We start from the raw sequence: 16,198 nt of genomic DNA, 5'->3' as shown, positions 1-16,198 counted from the left end.
GAGGACTGTCACTGAATCACTTTGCCATTAATTGATAGCAACTAACGGGCGGCATAATACCACTTAAGATACCGTTGGTCGCGTTTGCCATATATGTCCAAAGGGTCAGGAAAGTCGCCATGTTGGACGTGAGTTCCATAATGGAAAAAAGTCACCTTATTATGCTGGATAGATATCCCGTGTCGCTTGAAGTTGATCGTTACACGGACACAGGCAAACCCTGAGGCGCGGGAAAATTTCTGCGGGTGTCAGGTGTGATTATTTAATTCGAATTGTCGCTGGCGGGCATGAACTATTCATTTGCGACATTCAGCGATTCGGCTCTACAGCCGCGATGTGCGCATTAACCGCTGCGAATCAGGCCTGGCGCTCGGAATAAGACAAGAGCGGGATTGGCCGGGGCGAAAGCGAAGGCTGAAACTGGTGTTGACCGACCTGGAACGCGAAGGCTTCGATCAGCGAGGTTTGCTCGCTGCTATCCAGGCTCAGTTGCCCGGTATTGTGATCGACCAGTTCAATCTGCCAGGCCATCAGGGTGAAACAGTCCTGAAGCGCATTCAGTGCCTGAGCGTGCAGATCGATAGAGTCCGGGGCATGATCGAGCAAGCTGTGAATGTGCAGGGAAAACTCGGAAATCGCTTCCAGTGCCAACGCTTCTGCACGGCTCGCCAGCTTGAGCAGGGTGCTGCGCATGCAGTCGATCGCATCCTTGTCGTTGCTGATCAATTGCAGGTGGCTCAGGCATTCTTCCGACTTGGCCAGGAGTGTTTCCGCTTCGACGAGAAATTCGGGAAAGCGTTGTGCCCAGTCTTTACGGTCGATTGGCATGCTTATCTCCACAGCGTCATGTCTGATGAGGGAATGCCGTGTGTGTCGACGATCATGAACCGTCGGGAGATCGCGCCCCGCCGCGCAAGTGCACTGGCTGAGGTTTTCCAGAGGGTGGGTTTCCACTGACCTGCGATCGCACACAATAGCCTGACTCCGTTCATGCAATGAGAATGGCGTCACATTAATGGCTATTGGATATTGCGAACATCAGGTTGGGCCTGATTGTTACTAGGGGATTCCCTTACACGCGGGAACCTGTGGCGCAAACTGTGGTCGCGCCAGAAGAGAATGTAGCAGATGAAAACGCCGGGCCAGTAAACCATGATGTTAATGTGACATCAATGCCTGCGTGTGGCATTTTGATAGTGATTTTGTGGGGATCAAGAATCGCCATAAACAGCCGATAACCCCACTTAGTAGTGAATTCATCAGAACAAGCCCAGGAGTCATTGATGGCCGGCATTCTCGACACGGTAGACCAACGCACGCAACTGGTGGGTGAGAATCGCCTGGAAATTCTCATGTTTCGACTGGCCGGACGCCAATTGTTCGCGATCAACGTGTTCAAGGTTCAGGAAGTTCTGCAATTGCCGAAGCTGACCCTGATGCCGCAACGTCACCCGTTTGTCTGCGGTGTGGTCAACCTGCGTGGCCAGACGCTGCCGGTGATCGATCTGTCCCAGGCGATCGGCATGCGCCCGCTGGTGCCGGGCCCGAACAGCACCATCATCGTCACCGAGTACAACCGTTCGGTGCAGGCGTTCCTTGTCGGTGGCGTGGATCGCATCGTCAACATGAACTGGGAAGCCATCCTGCCGCCGCCGACCAGCGCCGGACGCCAGCATTACCTGACCGCGATCAGCAAGGTCGACGATCAACTGGTGGAAATCATCGACGTCGAGAAAGTGCTCGCCGAAATCGTTCCGTACAACGCCAAGGTTTCGCGCGACAAGCTCGACGATCCGGTGCTGGAACGTGCCCGTGGTCGCGAAGTGCTGCTGGTGGACGACTCCAACGTCGCGCTCTCGCAATTGCGTGACACCCTCGGCCAGCTCGGGGTGAAAATGCACATCGCCAGTGATGGCCTGAAGGCGCTGAACATGCTCAAGGCCTGGGCCGATACCGGCGTGAACATGACCGACAAACTGCTGATGGTGTTCACCGACGCGGAAATGCCGGAAATGGACGGCTATCGCCTGACCACCGAGATCCGCAATGACCCGCGCCTGCGCGGTCTGTATGTGGTGCTGCACACCTCGCTGTCCGGCAGCTTCAACGATTCGATGGTGAAGAAGGTCGGCTGCGACAACTTCCTCTCCAAGTTCCAGCCGGACAAACTGGTCGATGTCGTGCGTCAGCGTCTGATGCTGGATGAAGTGCCGGCCTGAGGAAATTCTGTAGCGAGGGGATTTATCCCCGATGGACTGCACAGCAGTCCCGCTTTCTTGATTCAAGTGGGGCCGCTTCGCGCCCCATCGGGGATAAATCCCCTCGCCACAAACTATCTTTGCAGGTGCGTGCATCAGGCTTTGATTCGCCGATAAAGCTCGTATAGGGTGGCTTTTTTGCCCATCAGGAAGCTGGACATGCTGCGTCTGAGTGCGCTTTATCGTTACCCGTTGAAATCCGGCAAGCCCGAGATTCTGCAATCGATTGGCCTGGATAAACTGGGCCTTGAAGGGGACCGACGCTGGATGCTGGTGGACGAGGCCAGCGGCCGCTTCCTGACCCAAAGGGCCGAGGCGAAAATGAGCCAGCTGTCGGCATTGTGGAATGCGCAGGGCGGGCTGACCCTCAGTGCGCCCGACCATGCCGCGCTGGATATTGCGTTACCGCAGGACGATGCCGAGTTGCGCGGTGTGACCATCTGGCGCGACACCCTGCGCGTTCCGGATGCCGGTGATGCAGCGGCCCGCTGGGTCAGCGATTTCATCGGCAAACCGACCCGTCTGGTGCAGGTGCCACTTGATCGCGCGCGTATGACGCAGGCCGGGTATGGCCGCGACGACGATCAGGTCGCGTTCGCCGACGGTTTCCCGCTGTTGTTGATTGGCCAGGCGTCGCTTGAAGATCTGGTGCAAAAGGTCGGACGGCCGCTGGAGATGCTGCGTTTTCGGCCGAATCTGGTGATCGAAGGCAGTACGGCATTTGCCGAAGATGGCTGGAAGCGCATCCGCATCGGCGATGTCGAGTTCCGCGTGGTCAAGCCTTGCTCGCGCTGCATCCTGACCACGATTGATCCGCAGACTGGCGAGCGCAGTGCCGATCGCGAACCGCTGGCGACCTTGCAGAAGTACCGTGCCCAGGCTGATGGCGCGATGTTCGGGCAGAATCTGGTCAACGACAGCAATGGTCGGCTGGAAGTCGGTATGCCGGTGGAAATCCTCGAATAACCGAGGCCGGAAATGAAAAATGCCCGTGTCCATGGACACGGGCATTTTTTTGCACCGGGAAAAGCCGTGGGCTTAGCCGCGGTATTCGCACAGGTAAGCAGTATCAACGGCGACTTTCAGCTGGAACTTGCTGTTGGCCGGAACGTTGAACTGGCTGCCGGCGGCGAAGGTTTCCCAGTCGCTGCTGTCCGGCAGTTTGACGGTCAGCGCACCGGAGACCACGTGCATGATCTCGCGCTGAGCGGTGCCGAATTCGTATTCGCCCGGGGCCATGACGCCGATGGTCGCCGGACCTTCAGCAGTGCCAAAAGCGATCGACTTGACGGTGCCGTCGAAGTACTCGTTGACTTTGAACATGGGCGATTCCTCTCGAAATGGGCAAAAAAGGGTTAAAAAAGGCTGGCCAGTATGCACAAGGCTCCCGGCGCCGTCACCTGCCCGGGGCGTGTCCGGCAAGTTCTCGCCCTGACTCTAGAGTGGCAAGACCAACGGCAGCAACCGCGCGGTATTGCGCGCATCTTCCAGGGCCCGGTGCTGCTGACCGCTGAACTGCATGCCGGCCAGTTGCAGCGCGCCGTTCAGGCCCAACGGTCGTTCCAGGCGGCGGGCCTTGGCGAAGCGTTGTTTGAGATTCATGTGCGGCACTCGGCTCAGCACGCTGTCGAGCTGCAGGCGCTGCCATTCCTGAAGTAACTGCTTGCGGTCGTAATCGCCCCAACTGGCCCAGCCCTCGAGGCGCGTCTGGTGTTGCCCGAGCCAGCGCTCAAAGGCTGGCCAGACCTCGTTCAACGGCTGCGCGGCATCGATATTGGCCTGGGTGATGTGCGTGAGTTCGCGACAAAATGCCGTCAATAACGGCCGCCGGGTCGGTTTGACGAACCGCTGAAAGTGATCCTGCTCGCGACCGGCTCGATCGACCAGCGTCGCGCCGATTTCGATGATTTCCATTTCCGTAACCGGCCAGCCACCTTCATCTGTGGTGGCTTCCAGATCAATGACCAGCCAATGGGGCATCGCAGGTTTCCTGATTTACGCGTCCTGATAGATCAGAGCGTAGTCAAACCTTGCGTTTGCGCCTGGCGACTCACTCGACCTGCAACAGAACCTGACGATTTTTTACCTGATCGCCGACCTTGACCTGCACCCGCTTGAGCACGCCGTCGATACCGGCCTTCAGCGGATGCTCCATTTTCATTGCCTCCAGCACCACCAGCAACTGACCCTTGCTGACCGGGCTGCCTTCGCTGACCAGCACGTCGACGATGGCACCGTCCATCGGCGCTTTCAGTGTGCCGGAGCTGACGCTGCTCTGACTGCTGATCAGCGCATGAGTTCGATCCTCCAGGCGCAGGTTGCCGGGGTGGGTGAACAGCCAGAGTTCTTCGCCGGCGATCCGATACGCATGACGCTGGCGCAGGCCGTCGACGTCCAGCGTCACCGAGCGTTCGTTGCACTCAATGACGGTCAGCGCCAGTGCGCGCTGCATCACGTTCACGGTGAAGCGGCCAGCGCCGTCCGCAAGCAGTTGCAAGCTCCAGTCCTGCTGTTCCAGCCCGAGGCGGTAATCGAGCGGCGCGCCGACATTGTTGCGCCAACCCTTGAGCGGCGCGCGATGCGCCTGCGCGCTAGACTGATAAAACAGCACGGCGGCGATGGCCAGTTCCTCGGCGGTGGGGGCGTAAGTGTGCAGACATGGATGGTCAGTGAAGTGCTGAGCAATGAATGCGGTGCTGAACTCGCCGCTGATGAACTGCGGATGCTGCAGCAGGCTGACCAGCAAACGCTGATTGCTCTGAACACCGAGCAACACACTGTCCTGCACTGCGCGCAACAGCTTGCGCCGAGCCTCTTCGCGGGTCGCGCCGTGGGCGATCAGCTTGCCGAGCATCGGGTCATAGAACGGGCTGATCAACTGACCTTCGCGCAAGCCGTGATCGATTCGCGCGCCGGGATTCAAGGCCGGTTCCCATGCCTGCACGCGACCGGTCTGCGGCAGGAAATTCTGCGTCGGATCTTCGGCATACAGACGCACTTCCATGGCGTGGCCGTTCAGTCCGACCTGATCCTGTGTCAACGGCAGCGGCTGCCCCTCGGCAACGGCCAATTGCCAGGCGACCAGATCCTGCCCGGTGATCAGTTCGGTCACCGGATGCTCGACCTGCAGACGGGTGTTCATTTCCAGAAAGTAGAATTGTCCACGGGCATCGAGCAGAAACTCGACGGTGCCGGCACCGACGTAATTCACCGCCCGACCAGCTTTGAGCGCTGCTTCGCCCATGGCCTGGCGCAACTCACCGGTCATCACCGGGCAGGGTGCTTCCTCGATGACTTTCTGATGGCGACGCTGCACCGAGCAATCGCGCTCACCGAGGTAGATCAGATTGCCGTGGCAGTCGCCGAACAGTTGCACCTCGACGTGCCGTGGTTCGATCAGCGCCTGTTCGAGGATCAGTTCGTCACTGCCAAAGCCGTTCAGCGCCTCGGAGCGGGCGGTGCGCAATTGCGCCGGCAACTCATCGCTGCTGTGCACCAGGCGCATGCCGCGTCCACCGCCGCCGGCGCTGGCCTTGATCATCAGCGGGTAGCCGATGCGTTCGGCTTCGCGCAGCAAGGTAGCGTCGTCCTGCGCGGCGCCTTGATAGCCGGCGATGCAGGGAACGCCGGCGTCGAGCATGGCGATTTTCGACAGGCGCTTGCTGCCCATCAGCTCGATGGCGTCGGCGCTGGGACCGATGAAGGTCAGGCCGGCCTCTGCGCAGGCACGGGCGAATCCTGGATTTTCCGAGAGAAAGCCGTAGCCGGGGTGGATCGCGTCGGCGCCGCTGCGGCGCGCGGCATCGAGGATCGCCGGGATGTTCAGGTAGGACTGGTGTACCGGTGCGGCGCCGATGTTCACCGCTTGATCGGCCATCTGCACGTGCAGGGCATCGGCGTCGGCATCGCTGAATACGGCGACGGTGCGATAGCCGAGGGCCTGGGCGGTGCGCTGAATGCGGCAGGCGATTTCACCGCGGTTGGCGATCAGGATTTTGTGGAGGGCGGGCATGGTGATCTTCCTGAGTATTTGGCGGTGGGTTGGCTGGCCTCTTCGCGAGCAGGCTCGCTCCCACAAGGAATTTGCATCGTTCATAAAACCTGTGGGAGCGGGCCTGCTCGCGAAGCTTTCAGGTGGCCCATCGCGGTTTACGCTTTTGCACGAAAGCCATCGTGCCCTCGATCCCTTCGACACCAGTCACCGCTTCACTGAACCATTGCGCTGCGTCATCCAGCAGTTCATTCGATGGCTGTCCGGCGCTGGCCAGCAACAGCTTTTTGGTCATCGCATTCGCGTCCGGTGCGCAGCACAGAACATGGTCGAGTACTTCGTCGAGGCGTTCGGCCAATGCCTGCGGATCCTGCTCGACAAAATGCACCAGCCCCAGGCGGCGCGCCTGATGGCCATCGAGACGCGCGGCGGTCAGTGCCAGCCGACGGGTTTCGGTCAGGCCGATGCGTTGCACCACGAACGGCGCGATCTGCGCAGGCAACAGCCCGAGGCTGGTTTCCGGCAGGCCGAACTGCGCCTGATGATCGGCCATGGCGATATCGCTCACACATGCCAGCCCGAAACCACCACCGAGCACTGCGCCCTGTAAAACGGTGATCAGCACTTGTGGTGCGTCCTGAGCTTCTTGCAGCAGAGCTCCAAAGGCGCGGTTCAACACGCGGTAAGCGTCGGCCCCTTGGGCACGGGCATTGGCCATGTCCTTGATGTCGCCCCCCGCACAGAAATGCCCACCGGCACCGCTGAGGACCAGAGCGCGAACCCCGCGGTCATCGCGCACCGCCGCCAGTACCGCACGCAGTTCGGCGACCATGTGCAGGCTCATCGCATTGCGGCTGTCCGGGCGATTGAGGGTGATGTGCAATACGCCGCCATGCCGCTCCAGCAGCAGTGTCTGGCAATCGGGCAGGGGGCTCATTTCTTTTTCCCCGGCAGAATGCCCATCAGTTTGCAGATGATCCCCAGCATGATTTCGTCGGCGCCACCGCCAATCGACACCAGCCGCACATCGCGATAGGCGCGGGCCACCGGGTTGTCCCACATGAAGCCCATACCGCCCCAATATTGCAGGCAACTGTCGCTGACTTCACGACCGAGGCGCCCGGCCTTGAGCTTGGCCATCGAGGCCAGACGCGTGACGTCCTGACCCTTCACATATTGCTCGGTGGCCTGATAGACCAGCGCCCGCAGGCACTCGATTTCGGTCTGCAATTCGGCGAGGCGGAAGTGGATCACCTGATTGTCGATCAGCGCGTTGCCGAAGGTCTTGCGCTCTTTGCAGTACTCGATGGTGCTGTCGACGCAATATTCCAGACCCTTGATCATGTTGGCCGCGCCGAACAGACGTTCTTCCTGAAACTGCAGCATCTGCATCATGAACCCGGCGCCTTCGTGGCCGATGCGGTTGCGCTGCGGCACACGCACGTTGTCGAAAAACACCTGGGCGGTCTCCGAACTGCGCATGCCGAGCTTGTCCAGGTGCGAGCTGAGGCTGATGCCCGGGCTGTTCATCGGCACCATGATCAGCGACTTGTTGATGTGCGGCTTGTCGTCCGAGGTGTTGGCCAGCAGGCAGATGAAATCGGCACTCGGTGAATTGGTGATCCACATTTTGCTGCCATTGATCACGTAATCGTCGCCGTCCTTGCGCGCGCTGGTCTTGAGCCCGGCGACGTCGGAGCCGGCACCGACTTCCGAGACGCCGATGCAACCGACCTGCTCGCCGGTAATCGCGGGGCGGAGGAATTCGTCGCGCAATTCATCGGAGCCGAAGCGGGCCAGCGCCGGAGTGCACATGTCGGTCTGCACGCCGATCGACATCGGAATGCCGCCGCAATGAATGGTGCCGAACTCTTCGGCGGCGACAATCGAATAGCTGTAGTCGAGGCCCATGCCGCCGAATTTTTCCGGTTTGGAAATCCCCAGCAGACCAAGGTCGCCGGCCTTGCGGAAAATCTCGTGGATCGGAAAGCGCCCGGCCTTTTCCCATTCATCGACGTGTGGATTGATCTCATGTTCGACGAATTGGCGGACGGTGCGGCGCAGTGCTTCGTGTTCCGGGGTGAAGATCATTTTTATTGTTCTCCTTGGGATCCGTGGCAGTCAGAAGCGGCTGATGCCGAAGCTGTTGGGTTGCAGCGTACGGATGTCGGCTTCGTGGCAGATATCCAGCAGGTAACCGAGCAAGGTGCGCGTATCGCGCGGGTCGATGAGGCCGTCGTCCCACAGGTTGGCGCTGCCGTAAAGCGCGGTGGACTGGCTGTCGAGTTTCTGCGCGGTGACCTGTTCGAGCATGTCGAGCATTTTCGGATCCGGCACCAGGCCTTCCTTGAGCTGTTTGGCCTCGGTGACGATGCGCAGCACCTTGCCGGCCTGCGCGCCGCCCATCACCGCGGTGCGGCTGTTGGGCCAGGCGAAGATGAAGCGTGGATCGAGACCGCGCCCGCACATCGCATAGTTGCCGGCGCCGTAGGAGCCACCGACGACAATCGTCAGTTTAGGCACTCGGGCATTGGCCACCGCTTGAATCAGTTTCGAACCGTGTTTGATCACGCCTTGCTGCTCGGACTCGGTGCCGACCATGAACCCGGTGGTGTTGTGGAAGAACAGCAGCGGCGTCTGGCTCTGATCGCACAGTTGAATGAACTGCGCGGCCTTGCTCGCCCCGGCGGGGGTGATCGGGCCGTTGTTGCCGATCAGGCCGCAGGCACGGCCCTGGATTTTCAACTGACCGCAGATGGTCTGCTGATCGAACTCGCCTTTGAATTCTAGAAACTCCGATTCATCGGCAATCCGCGCAATGATTTCGCGCACGTCATAGGGCTTCTTCGGGTCGTCGGGAATCAGCCCGAGCAACTCGTCGATCGGGTACAGCGGGTCCTTGAATTGCGGTTCCGGCAGCCACGGCAGTTGTTCGTTCCACGGCAGCAGGCGCAGGATCTCGCGCACCAGGCGCACGCCATCGGCATCGTTCTCGGCCAGGTATTCGGCGGTGCCGGCAACCTGTGCGTGCATTTCGGCGCCACCCAGTTCTTCATCGGTGGCGACCTCGCCCGTCGCGGCTTTGAGCAGCGGCGGCCCGGCAAGAAACAGCTTGGCCTTGCCGCGTACCACCACCACGTAATCCGACAGCCCCGGTTGATAGGCGCCACCGGCCGTCGCCGAGCCGTGCACCACGGTAATTTGCGGCAAACCCATGGCCGACATCCGCGCCTGATTGGCAAAACTGCGTGCGCCTTCGACGAATATCTCCGCCGCATAATTGAGGTTGGCGCCGCCGCTTTCGGCGAGGGTGATCACCGGCAGTTTGTTTTCCAGGGCGATCTGTTGCAGGCGCAGGGATTTTTTCAGGCCGGTGGGGGAGATCGTGCCGCCCTTGATCGCGCTGTTATTGGCCACCACCATCGCCCGTATGCCGGACACGTAACCGATGCCGGCAATCAGGCCACCGCCGGCGGCGCTGCCGTCCTTGTCGTCGTGCAGCTTGTAGCCGGCCAGGCTCGCCAGTTCGAGGAACGGTGCGCCGGGGTCGAGCAACAGATTCAGGCGTTCACGGGGCAGCAATTGCCCGCGCTTGTCGAATTTGCCCTTGGCGTCGGCAGCCTTGTTCAGCAGGTTCTGTTCCAGTTGCTGGACTTGCTCGATGGCCGCGAGCATTGCCGCGCGGTTGCGGGCGAAAGCATCACTGTGCGGATCGAGTTGGGACTGGATCTGCGGCATGGCTTACTCCTTGTCCTTGAGGACGTCCGGCAGGTACGCCCGATGGAACCCGTTGAACGACTCGCTGTGGCTCGCCTTGTGCAGCGGCCATGCACGGCTGCCGAGGCTGGCTGCGCCATCGATTTTCAAGGTGCTGCCACTGATGAACGCCGCCGCCGGACTGAGCAGGAAAACAATCGCCGCACTGACTTCCGATTCGGTGCCGATGCGCTTGAGCGGTACGTGTTCGCGCAGGGTCGGGATCACCGCTTTGAACGCGCCTTCATACGTGTCCATGCCGCTGGACGCGATCCACCCCGGCGCCACCGCATTGACCCGCACCCCGGCGTAACCCCACTCGAACGCGGCGGTCTTGGTGAAGTTGTCCATCCCTGAACGTGCTGCGCCGGAATGGCCCATGCCGGGCATGCCGCCCCACATGTCGGCGAGCATGTTGACGATGCTGCCGCCGTGTTTGCTCATCGACTGGTTGAACACTTCCCGGGCCATCAGGAAGCCGCCGACCAGATTGGTGCGCAGCACGGTTTCGAAGCCTTTCTGATTGATCGCGGCCAGTGGCGACGGGTATTGGCCGCCGGCATTGTTGACCAGACCGTGGATCGCCCCGTGCTCGGCGATCAACTCAGCGACCAGTTGTTTTACCGCGTCTTCGTCACGGATGTCGCAAGCCTGCCAGTGCGCGCGGCCGCCGTCTTCGGTGATTTCGGCGGCGACTTTCTGCAGTTTTTCCGGCTTGCGCCCGACCAGCAGCACTCTGGCTCCGAGCGCTGCCAGTTCATGGGCGGTGCAACGGCCGATGCCACTGCCGCCACCGGTGACGATGAGGGTCTGGCCGCTGAACAGATCGGCTTTGAAAATCGATGCGTAAGCCATGAAGCCCAACCTCTATTCGAGTTGTTCGGCGATGCTCTGCGGCACCGGGATCTGGATTTCCAGCAGTTGCTGGGCGAAGGCCTTGCCCTGGGGATCGATGCGCAGACTCGCCACGCCACCGCCACCGAGGGCGTTTTCCAGCAGGAAGTTCAGGCTGTGGGTGCCGGGCAGGTACCAGCGTTCGACCCGGCCGTGAATCGGGTCGAGCACGTGGCGCATCCAGTCGACGATCACCGCTGGCGTCAGCGCTTCGGCGATCCACGGCAGGTATTCCGGTCGACGCGGCAGGACGCCGATGTTGCTGTGGTTGCCCTTGTCACCGGAGCGCGCCACCGCCAGTTTTACCAACGGCACGCTGGCGTCGGCGCGGCCCTGGGGTTTGGGTGGCTGTTCGGGGGTTGGCAGAGCGTAGCTGTCGAGTGGTGTCTGCGCGGGCAGGGCGCAGGGATATTGCTCACCGGCCATGTCGATTTGCAGGGTGCAGGCGTTTTTGTCGATCAGGAACGAGAACAGGCGGATCAGCGGATAGACCGTCGGCCGTCCGCCGACGATGCCGGTCAGTCCGGGCGCCATGCCGGTCGCGGCCTGGGCGATTTCCCGGGAGAACAGGATCAGCGCCGGTTTCAGTGGATGGCGCACCGCGAGTTTGATCACCACCTCGCGGCTGTCACGGCGCTGACCGTGAGGGCCGTAAGTGGCTTCACTGCCGAGCAGTTCGATATCGACTTCGCTGTAGGGCGGCCAGCCGCGCTGGCTGAACATTTCCGAGGTTTTGTCGATGATCGCCTGGCTCACGCGTTGCGCCTTGTCCACCGCATCGATGCCGGCGATCAGGCAACTGGCGGTGCAGCGAAAGCCGTCCGGGTAAGTGGCGCTGACCTTGTATTTATCGCTGGGTGGCAAACCTTTGGCACCGTGCACATGCACGGCGTTTTTGCCCTGTTGCTGCAGTTTCACCTGAGTGAAATCGCAGACCACATCCGGCAACAGATACGCCTGCGGATCACCGATTTCATAGAGCATCTGCTCGCCAACCGTCAGTGGCGTCACCAACCCGCCGGAGCCCTCGGGTTTTCTGACGATGAACTGGCCGTCGGCGCTGACGTCGACGATGGGAAAGCCGATGTGTTCGTAATCCGGCACATCGCGCCAGTCGGTGAAATTGCCCCCGGTACATTGTGCGCCGCATTCGATGATGTGCCCGGCCAGCGCGGCCTGGGCCAGTTTGTCGTAGTCGTGCCACGCCCAGCCGAATTCATGCACCAGCGCCGCACTGACCACCGCGCTGTCGACCACGCGCCCGGTGATGACAATGTCGGCGCCCAGGCGCAGAGCCTCGACGATGCCCGGCGCGCCGAGGTAGGCGTTGGTCGATACGCACATCGGCGGCAGCGGCGCGCCGTTGAACATTTCGTGGATGCCTTGAGTGGCGAGTTGCTTGAATTGCGGCTGCAGGTCGTCGCCGAGCAGCACGGCGATTTTCAGACTGACCCCGGCCTTGTCGCAGGCGGCCTGCAGGGCGGCGGCACAGGCTTTCGGATTGATCCCGCCAGCGTTGCTGATCACGCGAATCTTCTGTTCGACCAGTTGCGGCAGGAGCGGCGCGAGCACTTCGACAAAATCCCCGGCGAACCCGGCCTGTGGGTCCTTCATGCGGGCGCCGGCCATGATCGACATCGTGATCTCGGCCAGGTAATCGAACACCAGATAATCCAGGCGCCCGCCTGCCACGAGCTGGGCGGCGGCGGTGCTGGTGTCACCCCAGAATGCGCTGGCGCATCCGATGCGAACGGTCGTGGGCATGGTGATCTCCGACTCAGGAACCTGCGACAGAAGTGTCTGGAGGCTACCAAGCAAGCGCTTGGTTTGTAAACAGCTGAAATATCTTCTGCCCAAGCGCTTGCTTGGTCGCGGTCTGCGGCTTAAATTGCGCGCAACCCTGCGCGTTCAGGGGGCAACAGACTGATCGACTGTAGGAGAGAACGGGTGGACGAGCAAAAAGCCCTGAGGGTCATGCGCGAACTGGTCGACCAAGGCCAACTGACCGACCCTGACAGCGCTCGCGGCAAACTGCTGCAAGTGGCCGCCCACCTGTTCCGCAACAAAGGCTATGAACGCACCACCGTGCGCGATCTGGCCGGGGCGGTGGGGATTCAGTCCGGGAGCATTTTTCATCACTTCAAAAGCAAGGATGAAATCCTTCGTGCGGTGATGGAAGAGACCATCGTCTACAACACCGCGTTGATGCGCGCCGCGCTGGCCGAAGCCGCCAGTGTGCGCGAGCGGGTGCTGGCGCTGATTCGTTGCGAGTTGCAGTCGATCATGGGCGGCAGCGGCGAAGCGATGGCGGTGCTGGTCTACGAGTGGCGTTCGTTGTCCGAGGAGGGGCAGGCCCGGGTGCTAGCCCTGCGTGACGTCTATGAAGAGATCTGGTTGCAAGTGCTGGGCGAAGCCAAGGACGCCGGGTTTATCCGTGGCGATGTTTTCATTACCCGACGTTTCCTCACCGGCGCACTGTCCTGGACCACCACCTGGTTCCGTGCCGGCGGCAGCCTGAGCCTTGATCAGTTGGCCGATGAAGCGCTGATTCTGGTGCTCGAAGAGCGCCAGTCCACTTTCTAACAGGCCGGGAAACTGGCTAACTGGGCGAAACCGCCTAGCTTGAATGCATTGATTGCCATTTTTTCGGGGAGTGGGGTGTTTTGAAGTCTTCGCCAATTCGGACGACCGCAGGGCTTTTGCTCGTAGCGCTGGCGGTATTTTGGGTGCTACCCGCACAGGCAGCGCAACTGGTTCGGGTGGGCGCGGCGCATTTTCCGCCTTACACCGTGCGTCCGGAAAGTGGTGCCGACACTGGCCTGCTGCCGCAACTGGTCGAGGCGCTCAATGCACTGCAGGCGGACTATCAGTTCGTACTGGTACCGACTTCGATTCCTCGGCGTTTCGGTGATTTCAAGCAGGGCCGGATCGACATGGCGATCTTCGAGAACCCCGATTGGGGCTGGAAGGAGATTCCTCATACCGACGTCGATATGGGCCTGGAAGATGCCGAGATTTTCGTCGCGCAACGTGAAGACGGTCGCCAGCAGAACTATTTCGCCGACCTCAAGGGCAAACGCCTGGCGCTGTACAGCGGTTATCACTATGAGTTCGCCAACTTCAACGCCGATCCCAAGTACCTCGCCGATACCTTCAACGCGACGCTGACCTATTCCCACGACAGCAACCTGCTGATGGTGCTGCGCGGGCGCGCCGACATCGCTCTGGTCACGCGCTCGTACCTGTTCGATTATCTGCTGCGCAACGAAAAAGTGCGTGACGAATTGCTGGTGTCGCAACGCATCGATCAGGTCTACCACCATTACGCCATTCTGCGTCCGACGGCACCGATCACTGGCGAGGCGTTCGGCAAGTTGCTGCAGGGTTTGCGCAACAATGGCCAGATGCTGAAGATCTTCGATCCTTACAAAATTGCCGTGGTGCCGGTGGCTCATCCCTGACCGATTTTCATCCAGGCGGCTAAATTTCTCCTCTCGGCTCACGTCCCATCGTTGAACTGTCGACGATTATCGTGAGCCCGACCCATGTCCAATCTGAATGACCTGACTGCCCTGGCCCTGCCTTCGGGCAGCCAACTGGTAGCCGATGCCACTGAAAGCCGTCTGAGCCTGAGCCTGGACGGGCAACCGCTGATTCGCCTGCGCCTGGATCGCCTGGCCAAAGGCCCGATCCAGCTCGACGAGCGTTATGCACTGCCTGTGGGGCAGGCGCTGTGGGCGGCCTGTTACTGGTTGTTCGCACGCGATCCGGACTGTCAGCAACTGCTCTGGCAACTCGATCAACCACCCACTGAAGCGTTGCTCAGCGGTTTGCTGGTCAGCACCGAAGTGGCTGGCGAATACCGCTGCGAACGCACCCTGTTCTGGCAGTTGCCGCAACCCTGGTTGGGCACGTCGCTGACCGGCAGCTACCCGCAACAAATGGTGATCAGTCACGGCAAGCGCCATCCGCTGCGCCCGGCAAAGCCGCGTGGCGAGGTCTATCGGCGTTTCGATGCGCGTCTCGGGGCGTGGATTTCCCTGCGTACGGTGGAGATCGAGCAGGATCTGGCGCGTTTCAATCGCTGGCAGAACAGTCCGCGTGTCGCCAGTTTCTGGCAGGAGGAGGGCAGTCTCGAGCAGCATCGCGAATACCTGAGCAAGCTCGATGCCGATCCGCACACCCTGACGCTGATCGGCTGTTTCGACGATCAACCGTTTGCCTATTTCGAGGCCTACTGGGCCAAGGAAGACCGTATCGCGCCGTTCTACGACGCCGACAATTACGACCGTGGCATTCACATGCTGGTGGGAGAGGAAAACCACCGTGGCCCGCACAAGGTCGCGAGCTGGCTGTCGGCGCTGGTGCACTACCTGTTTCTGGATGATCCGCGGACCCAGCGTGTGGTCGCTGAACCGCGTGCCGATAACGCGAAGATGATCGGCCACATGCACAACCAGTGCTTCCACTGCGAGAAGGAGTTCGACTTTCCGCACAAGCGCGCGGCGTTGATGATTCTGGGGCGTGAGCGGTTTTTTGATCGGTGCAAGCTGGCGTAAAAGCAAAAGATCGCAGCCTTCGGCAGCTCCTACAGAGGAATACACCTCATGTAGGAGCTGCCGAAGGCTGCGATCTTTTTTCTGCGATGAACCGGACTTAGCGCCGACCCATCGAGGCCGCATCCCCACGGCTGCCCGACACCTTGCGGCAGTGCACCAGTGCATCGCGAATCATGAAGTTGACCAGGGTCGGCGAGACGCCGAGTTCCTTGGCGATGTCCTTTTGCGGCACGCCGTGCAGGCGGTACATCTCGAAGGCGTAACGGGTGCGGCTGGGCAGTTCGGTCAGCGCGTCGGCGATGTGCTCCAGCGTCGAGAAATTGATGTGCGAGGTTTCCGGCGAAGCGCCTTGAATGACCACATTCAACCCTTCCTCTTCGGGGCCCGAGTATTTCTGTTCCAGCGCCTGTTTGCGGTAGTGATCGATGGCGAGGTTGCGCACGATCTGGAACAGGTAACTCAATTGCGCCTTGATCGATGAGGTGATCGGCGGCGCCGATTGCAAGCGGAAGAACGCATCCTGCACCACGTCTTCGGCGCGCGAACGGCAACCGGTAATGCGCGCTGCGATCTTGACCAGAATCAGTCGATTGTCGACGAAGGCCTGAAGTAGCGGTGAATCGCACCTGCTTGTGGATACTTGTTCCGTCATGGAAATCACCTTGCTGCCAATAGGTTAGTGGGACGCCGGGGGACGAGGCCGTCCTACACATCGAGCGACAAATTATGTTGAATGATAA

Annotated in this window: 15 protein-coding genes; 5 read left to right on the top strand and 10 right to left on the bottom strand. The window is 60.7% G+C overall.

Annotation, left to right across the window (positions count from 1 at the left end; translation table 11 throughout):
- Positions 1 to 357: 357 nt before the first annotated feature.
- Positions 358 to 828, bottom strand: coding sequence for a hypothetical protein (locus ACTJKS_RS21460; protein ID WP_041069656.1), 471 nt, complete (start codon positions 826 to 828; stop codon positions 358 to 360).
- Between the two features lie 455 nt (positions 829 to 1,283).
- On the opposite strand from ACTJKS_RS21460, the gene ACTJKS_RS21455 reads away from it, so the two are divergent.
- Positions 1,284 to 2,219 (top strand): chemotaxis protein CheV, encoded by a 936-nt coding sequence (locus tag ACTJKS_RS21455; protein ID WP_003226705.1) that lies wholly within the window; start codon positions 1,284 to 1,286, stop codon positions 2,217 to 2,219.
- 198 nt (positions 2,220 to 2,417) lie between these two features.
- Positions 2,418 to 3,224 carry an MOSC domain-containing protein gene (locus tag ACTJKS_RS21450; RefSeq protein ID WP_262948447.1) on the top strand — a complete coding sequence of 269 codons (807 nt, stop codon included), beginning with the start codon at positions 2,418 to 2,420 and terminating at the stop codon, positions 3,222 to 3,224.
- 72 nt (positions 3,225 to 3,296) lie between these two features.
- On the opposite strand, the gene ACTJKS_RS21445 is transcribed toward ACTJKS_RS21450, so the two are convergent.
- From ACTJKS_RS21445 to ACTJKS_RS21410, 8 genes are all read right to left on the bottom strand, one after another.
- Positions 3,297 to 3,581, bottom strand: a complete 285-nt coding sequence (locus ACTJKS_RS21445; RefSeq protein ID WP_003226701.1) for a pyrimidine/purine nucleoside phosphorylase — start codon at positions 3,579 to 3,581, stop codon at positions 3,297 to 3,299.
- A 114-nt stretch (positions 3,582 to 3,695) separates the two neighbouring features.
- Positions 3,696 to 4,238, bottom strand: coding sequence for an exonuclease domain-containing protein (locus ACTJKS_RS21440; RefSeq protein WP_198758843.1), 543 nt, complete (start codon positions 4,236 to 4,238; stop codon positions 3,696 to 3,698).
- A gap of 70 nt (positions 4,239 to 4,308) precedes the next feature.
- Positions 4,309 to 6,270 (bottom strand): acetyl/propionyl/methylcrotonyl-CoA carboxylase subunit alpha, encoded by a 1,962-nt coding sequence (locus tag ACTJKS_RS21435; protein ID WP_262948441.1) that lies wholly within the window; start codon positions 6,268 to 6,270, stop codon positions 4,309 to 4,311.
- 118 nt (positions 6,271 to 6,388) lie between these two features.
- Positions 6,389 to 7,186 (bottom strand): enoyl-CoA hydratase/isomerase family protein, encoded by a 798-nt coding sequence (locus ACTJKS_RS21430; RefSeq protein ID WP_440828988.1) that lies wholly within the window; start codon positions 7,184 to 7,186, stop codon positions 6,389 to 6,391.
- The gene (gene atuD / locus ACTJKS_RS21425) at positions 7,183 to 8,340 is read right to left on the bottom strand and encodes a citronellyl-CoA dehydrogenase (RefSeq protein ID WP_041069673.1); all 1,158 of its coding nucleotides are present in this window, start codon (positions 8,338 to 8,340) and stop codon (positions 7,183 to 7,185) included. The genes ACTJKS_RS21430 and atuD overlap by 4 nt, the downstream gene beginning before the upstream one ends.
- 30 nt (positions 8,341 to 8,370) lie before the next feature.
- Positions 8,371 to 9,987 carry a geranyl-CoA carboxylase subunit beta gene (gene atuC / locus ACTJKS_RS21420; protein WP_108183378.1) on the bottom strand — a complete coding sequence of 539 codons (1,617 nt, stop codon included), beginning with the start codon at positions 9,985 to 9,987 and terminating at the stop codon, positions 8,371 to 8,373.
- 3 nt (positions 9,988 to 9,990) lie between these two features.
- Entirely contained in the window at positions 9,991 to 10,860 is an 870-nt protein-coding gene (locus tag ACTJKS_RS21415; protein WP_041069679.1) for an SDR family oxidoreductase, read from the bottom strand.
- A gap of 12 nt (positions 10,861 to 10,872) precedes the next feature.
- Positions 10,873 to 12,663 (bottom strand): acyclic terpene utilization AtuA family protein, encoded by a 1,791-nt coding sequence (locus ACTJKS_RS21410; protein ID WP_108183377.1) that lies wholly within the window; start codon positions 12,661 to 12,663, stop codon positions 10,873 to 10,875.
- A gap of 183 nt (positions 12,664 to 12,846) precedes the next feature.
- Between ACTJKS_RS21410 and ACTJKS_RS21405 the strand changes: the two genes are divergently transcribed.
- From ACTJKS_RS21405 to ACTJKS_RS21395, 3 genes are all read left to right on the top strand, one after another.
- Positions 12,847 to 13,482 (top strand): TetR/AcrR family transcriptional regulator, encoded by a 636-nt coding sequence (locus tag ACTJKS_RS21405; protein ID WP_041069685.1) that lies wholly within the window; start codon positions 12,847 to 12,849, stop codon positions 13,480 to 13,482.
- 80 nt (positions 13,483 to 13,562) lie between these two features.
- Positions 13,563 to 14,360, top strand: a complete 798-nt coding sequence (locus ACTJKS_RS21400) for a substrate-binding periplasmic protein (RefSeq protein WP_041069688.1) — start codon at positions 13,563 to 13,565, stop codon at positions 14,358 to 14,360.
- An 84-nt stretch (positions 14,361 to 14,444) separates the two neighbouring features.
- A complete protein-coding gene (locus ACTJKS_RS21395) occupies positions 14,445 to 15,458 on the top strand; it encodes a GNAT family N-acetyltransferase (protein ID WP_108183376.1) in 1,014 nt (337 codons plus the stop codon).
- Between the two features lie 97 nt (positions 15,459 to 15,555).
- Here the strand turns inward: ACTJKS_RS21395 and ACTJKS_RS21390 are convergent, their stop codons facing one another.
- A complete protein-coding gene (locus ACTJKS_RS21390; protein ID WP_027613402.1) occupies positions 15,556 to 16,110 on the bottom strand; it encodes an RNA polymerase factor sigma-70 in 555 nt (184 codons plus the stop codon).
- Between the last annotated feature and the right edge of the window lie 88 nt (positions 16,111 to 16,198).

The organism is Pseudomonas sp. 22189 (assembly GCF_052045635.1).
GTDB classification, from domain to species: domain Bacteria; phylum Pseudomonadota; class Gammaproteobacteria; order Pseudomonadales; family Pseudomonadaceae; genus Aquipseudomonas; species Aquipseudomonas parakoreensis.
Note: the sequence above shows the minus strand (reverse complement) of the source record. Positions and strands in the feature narration are given on the sequence as shown.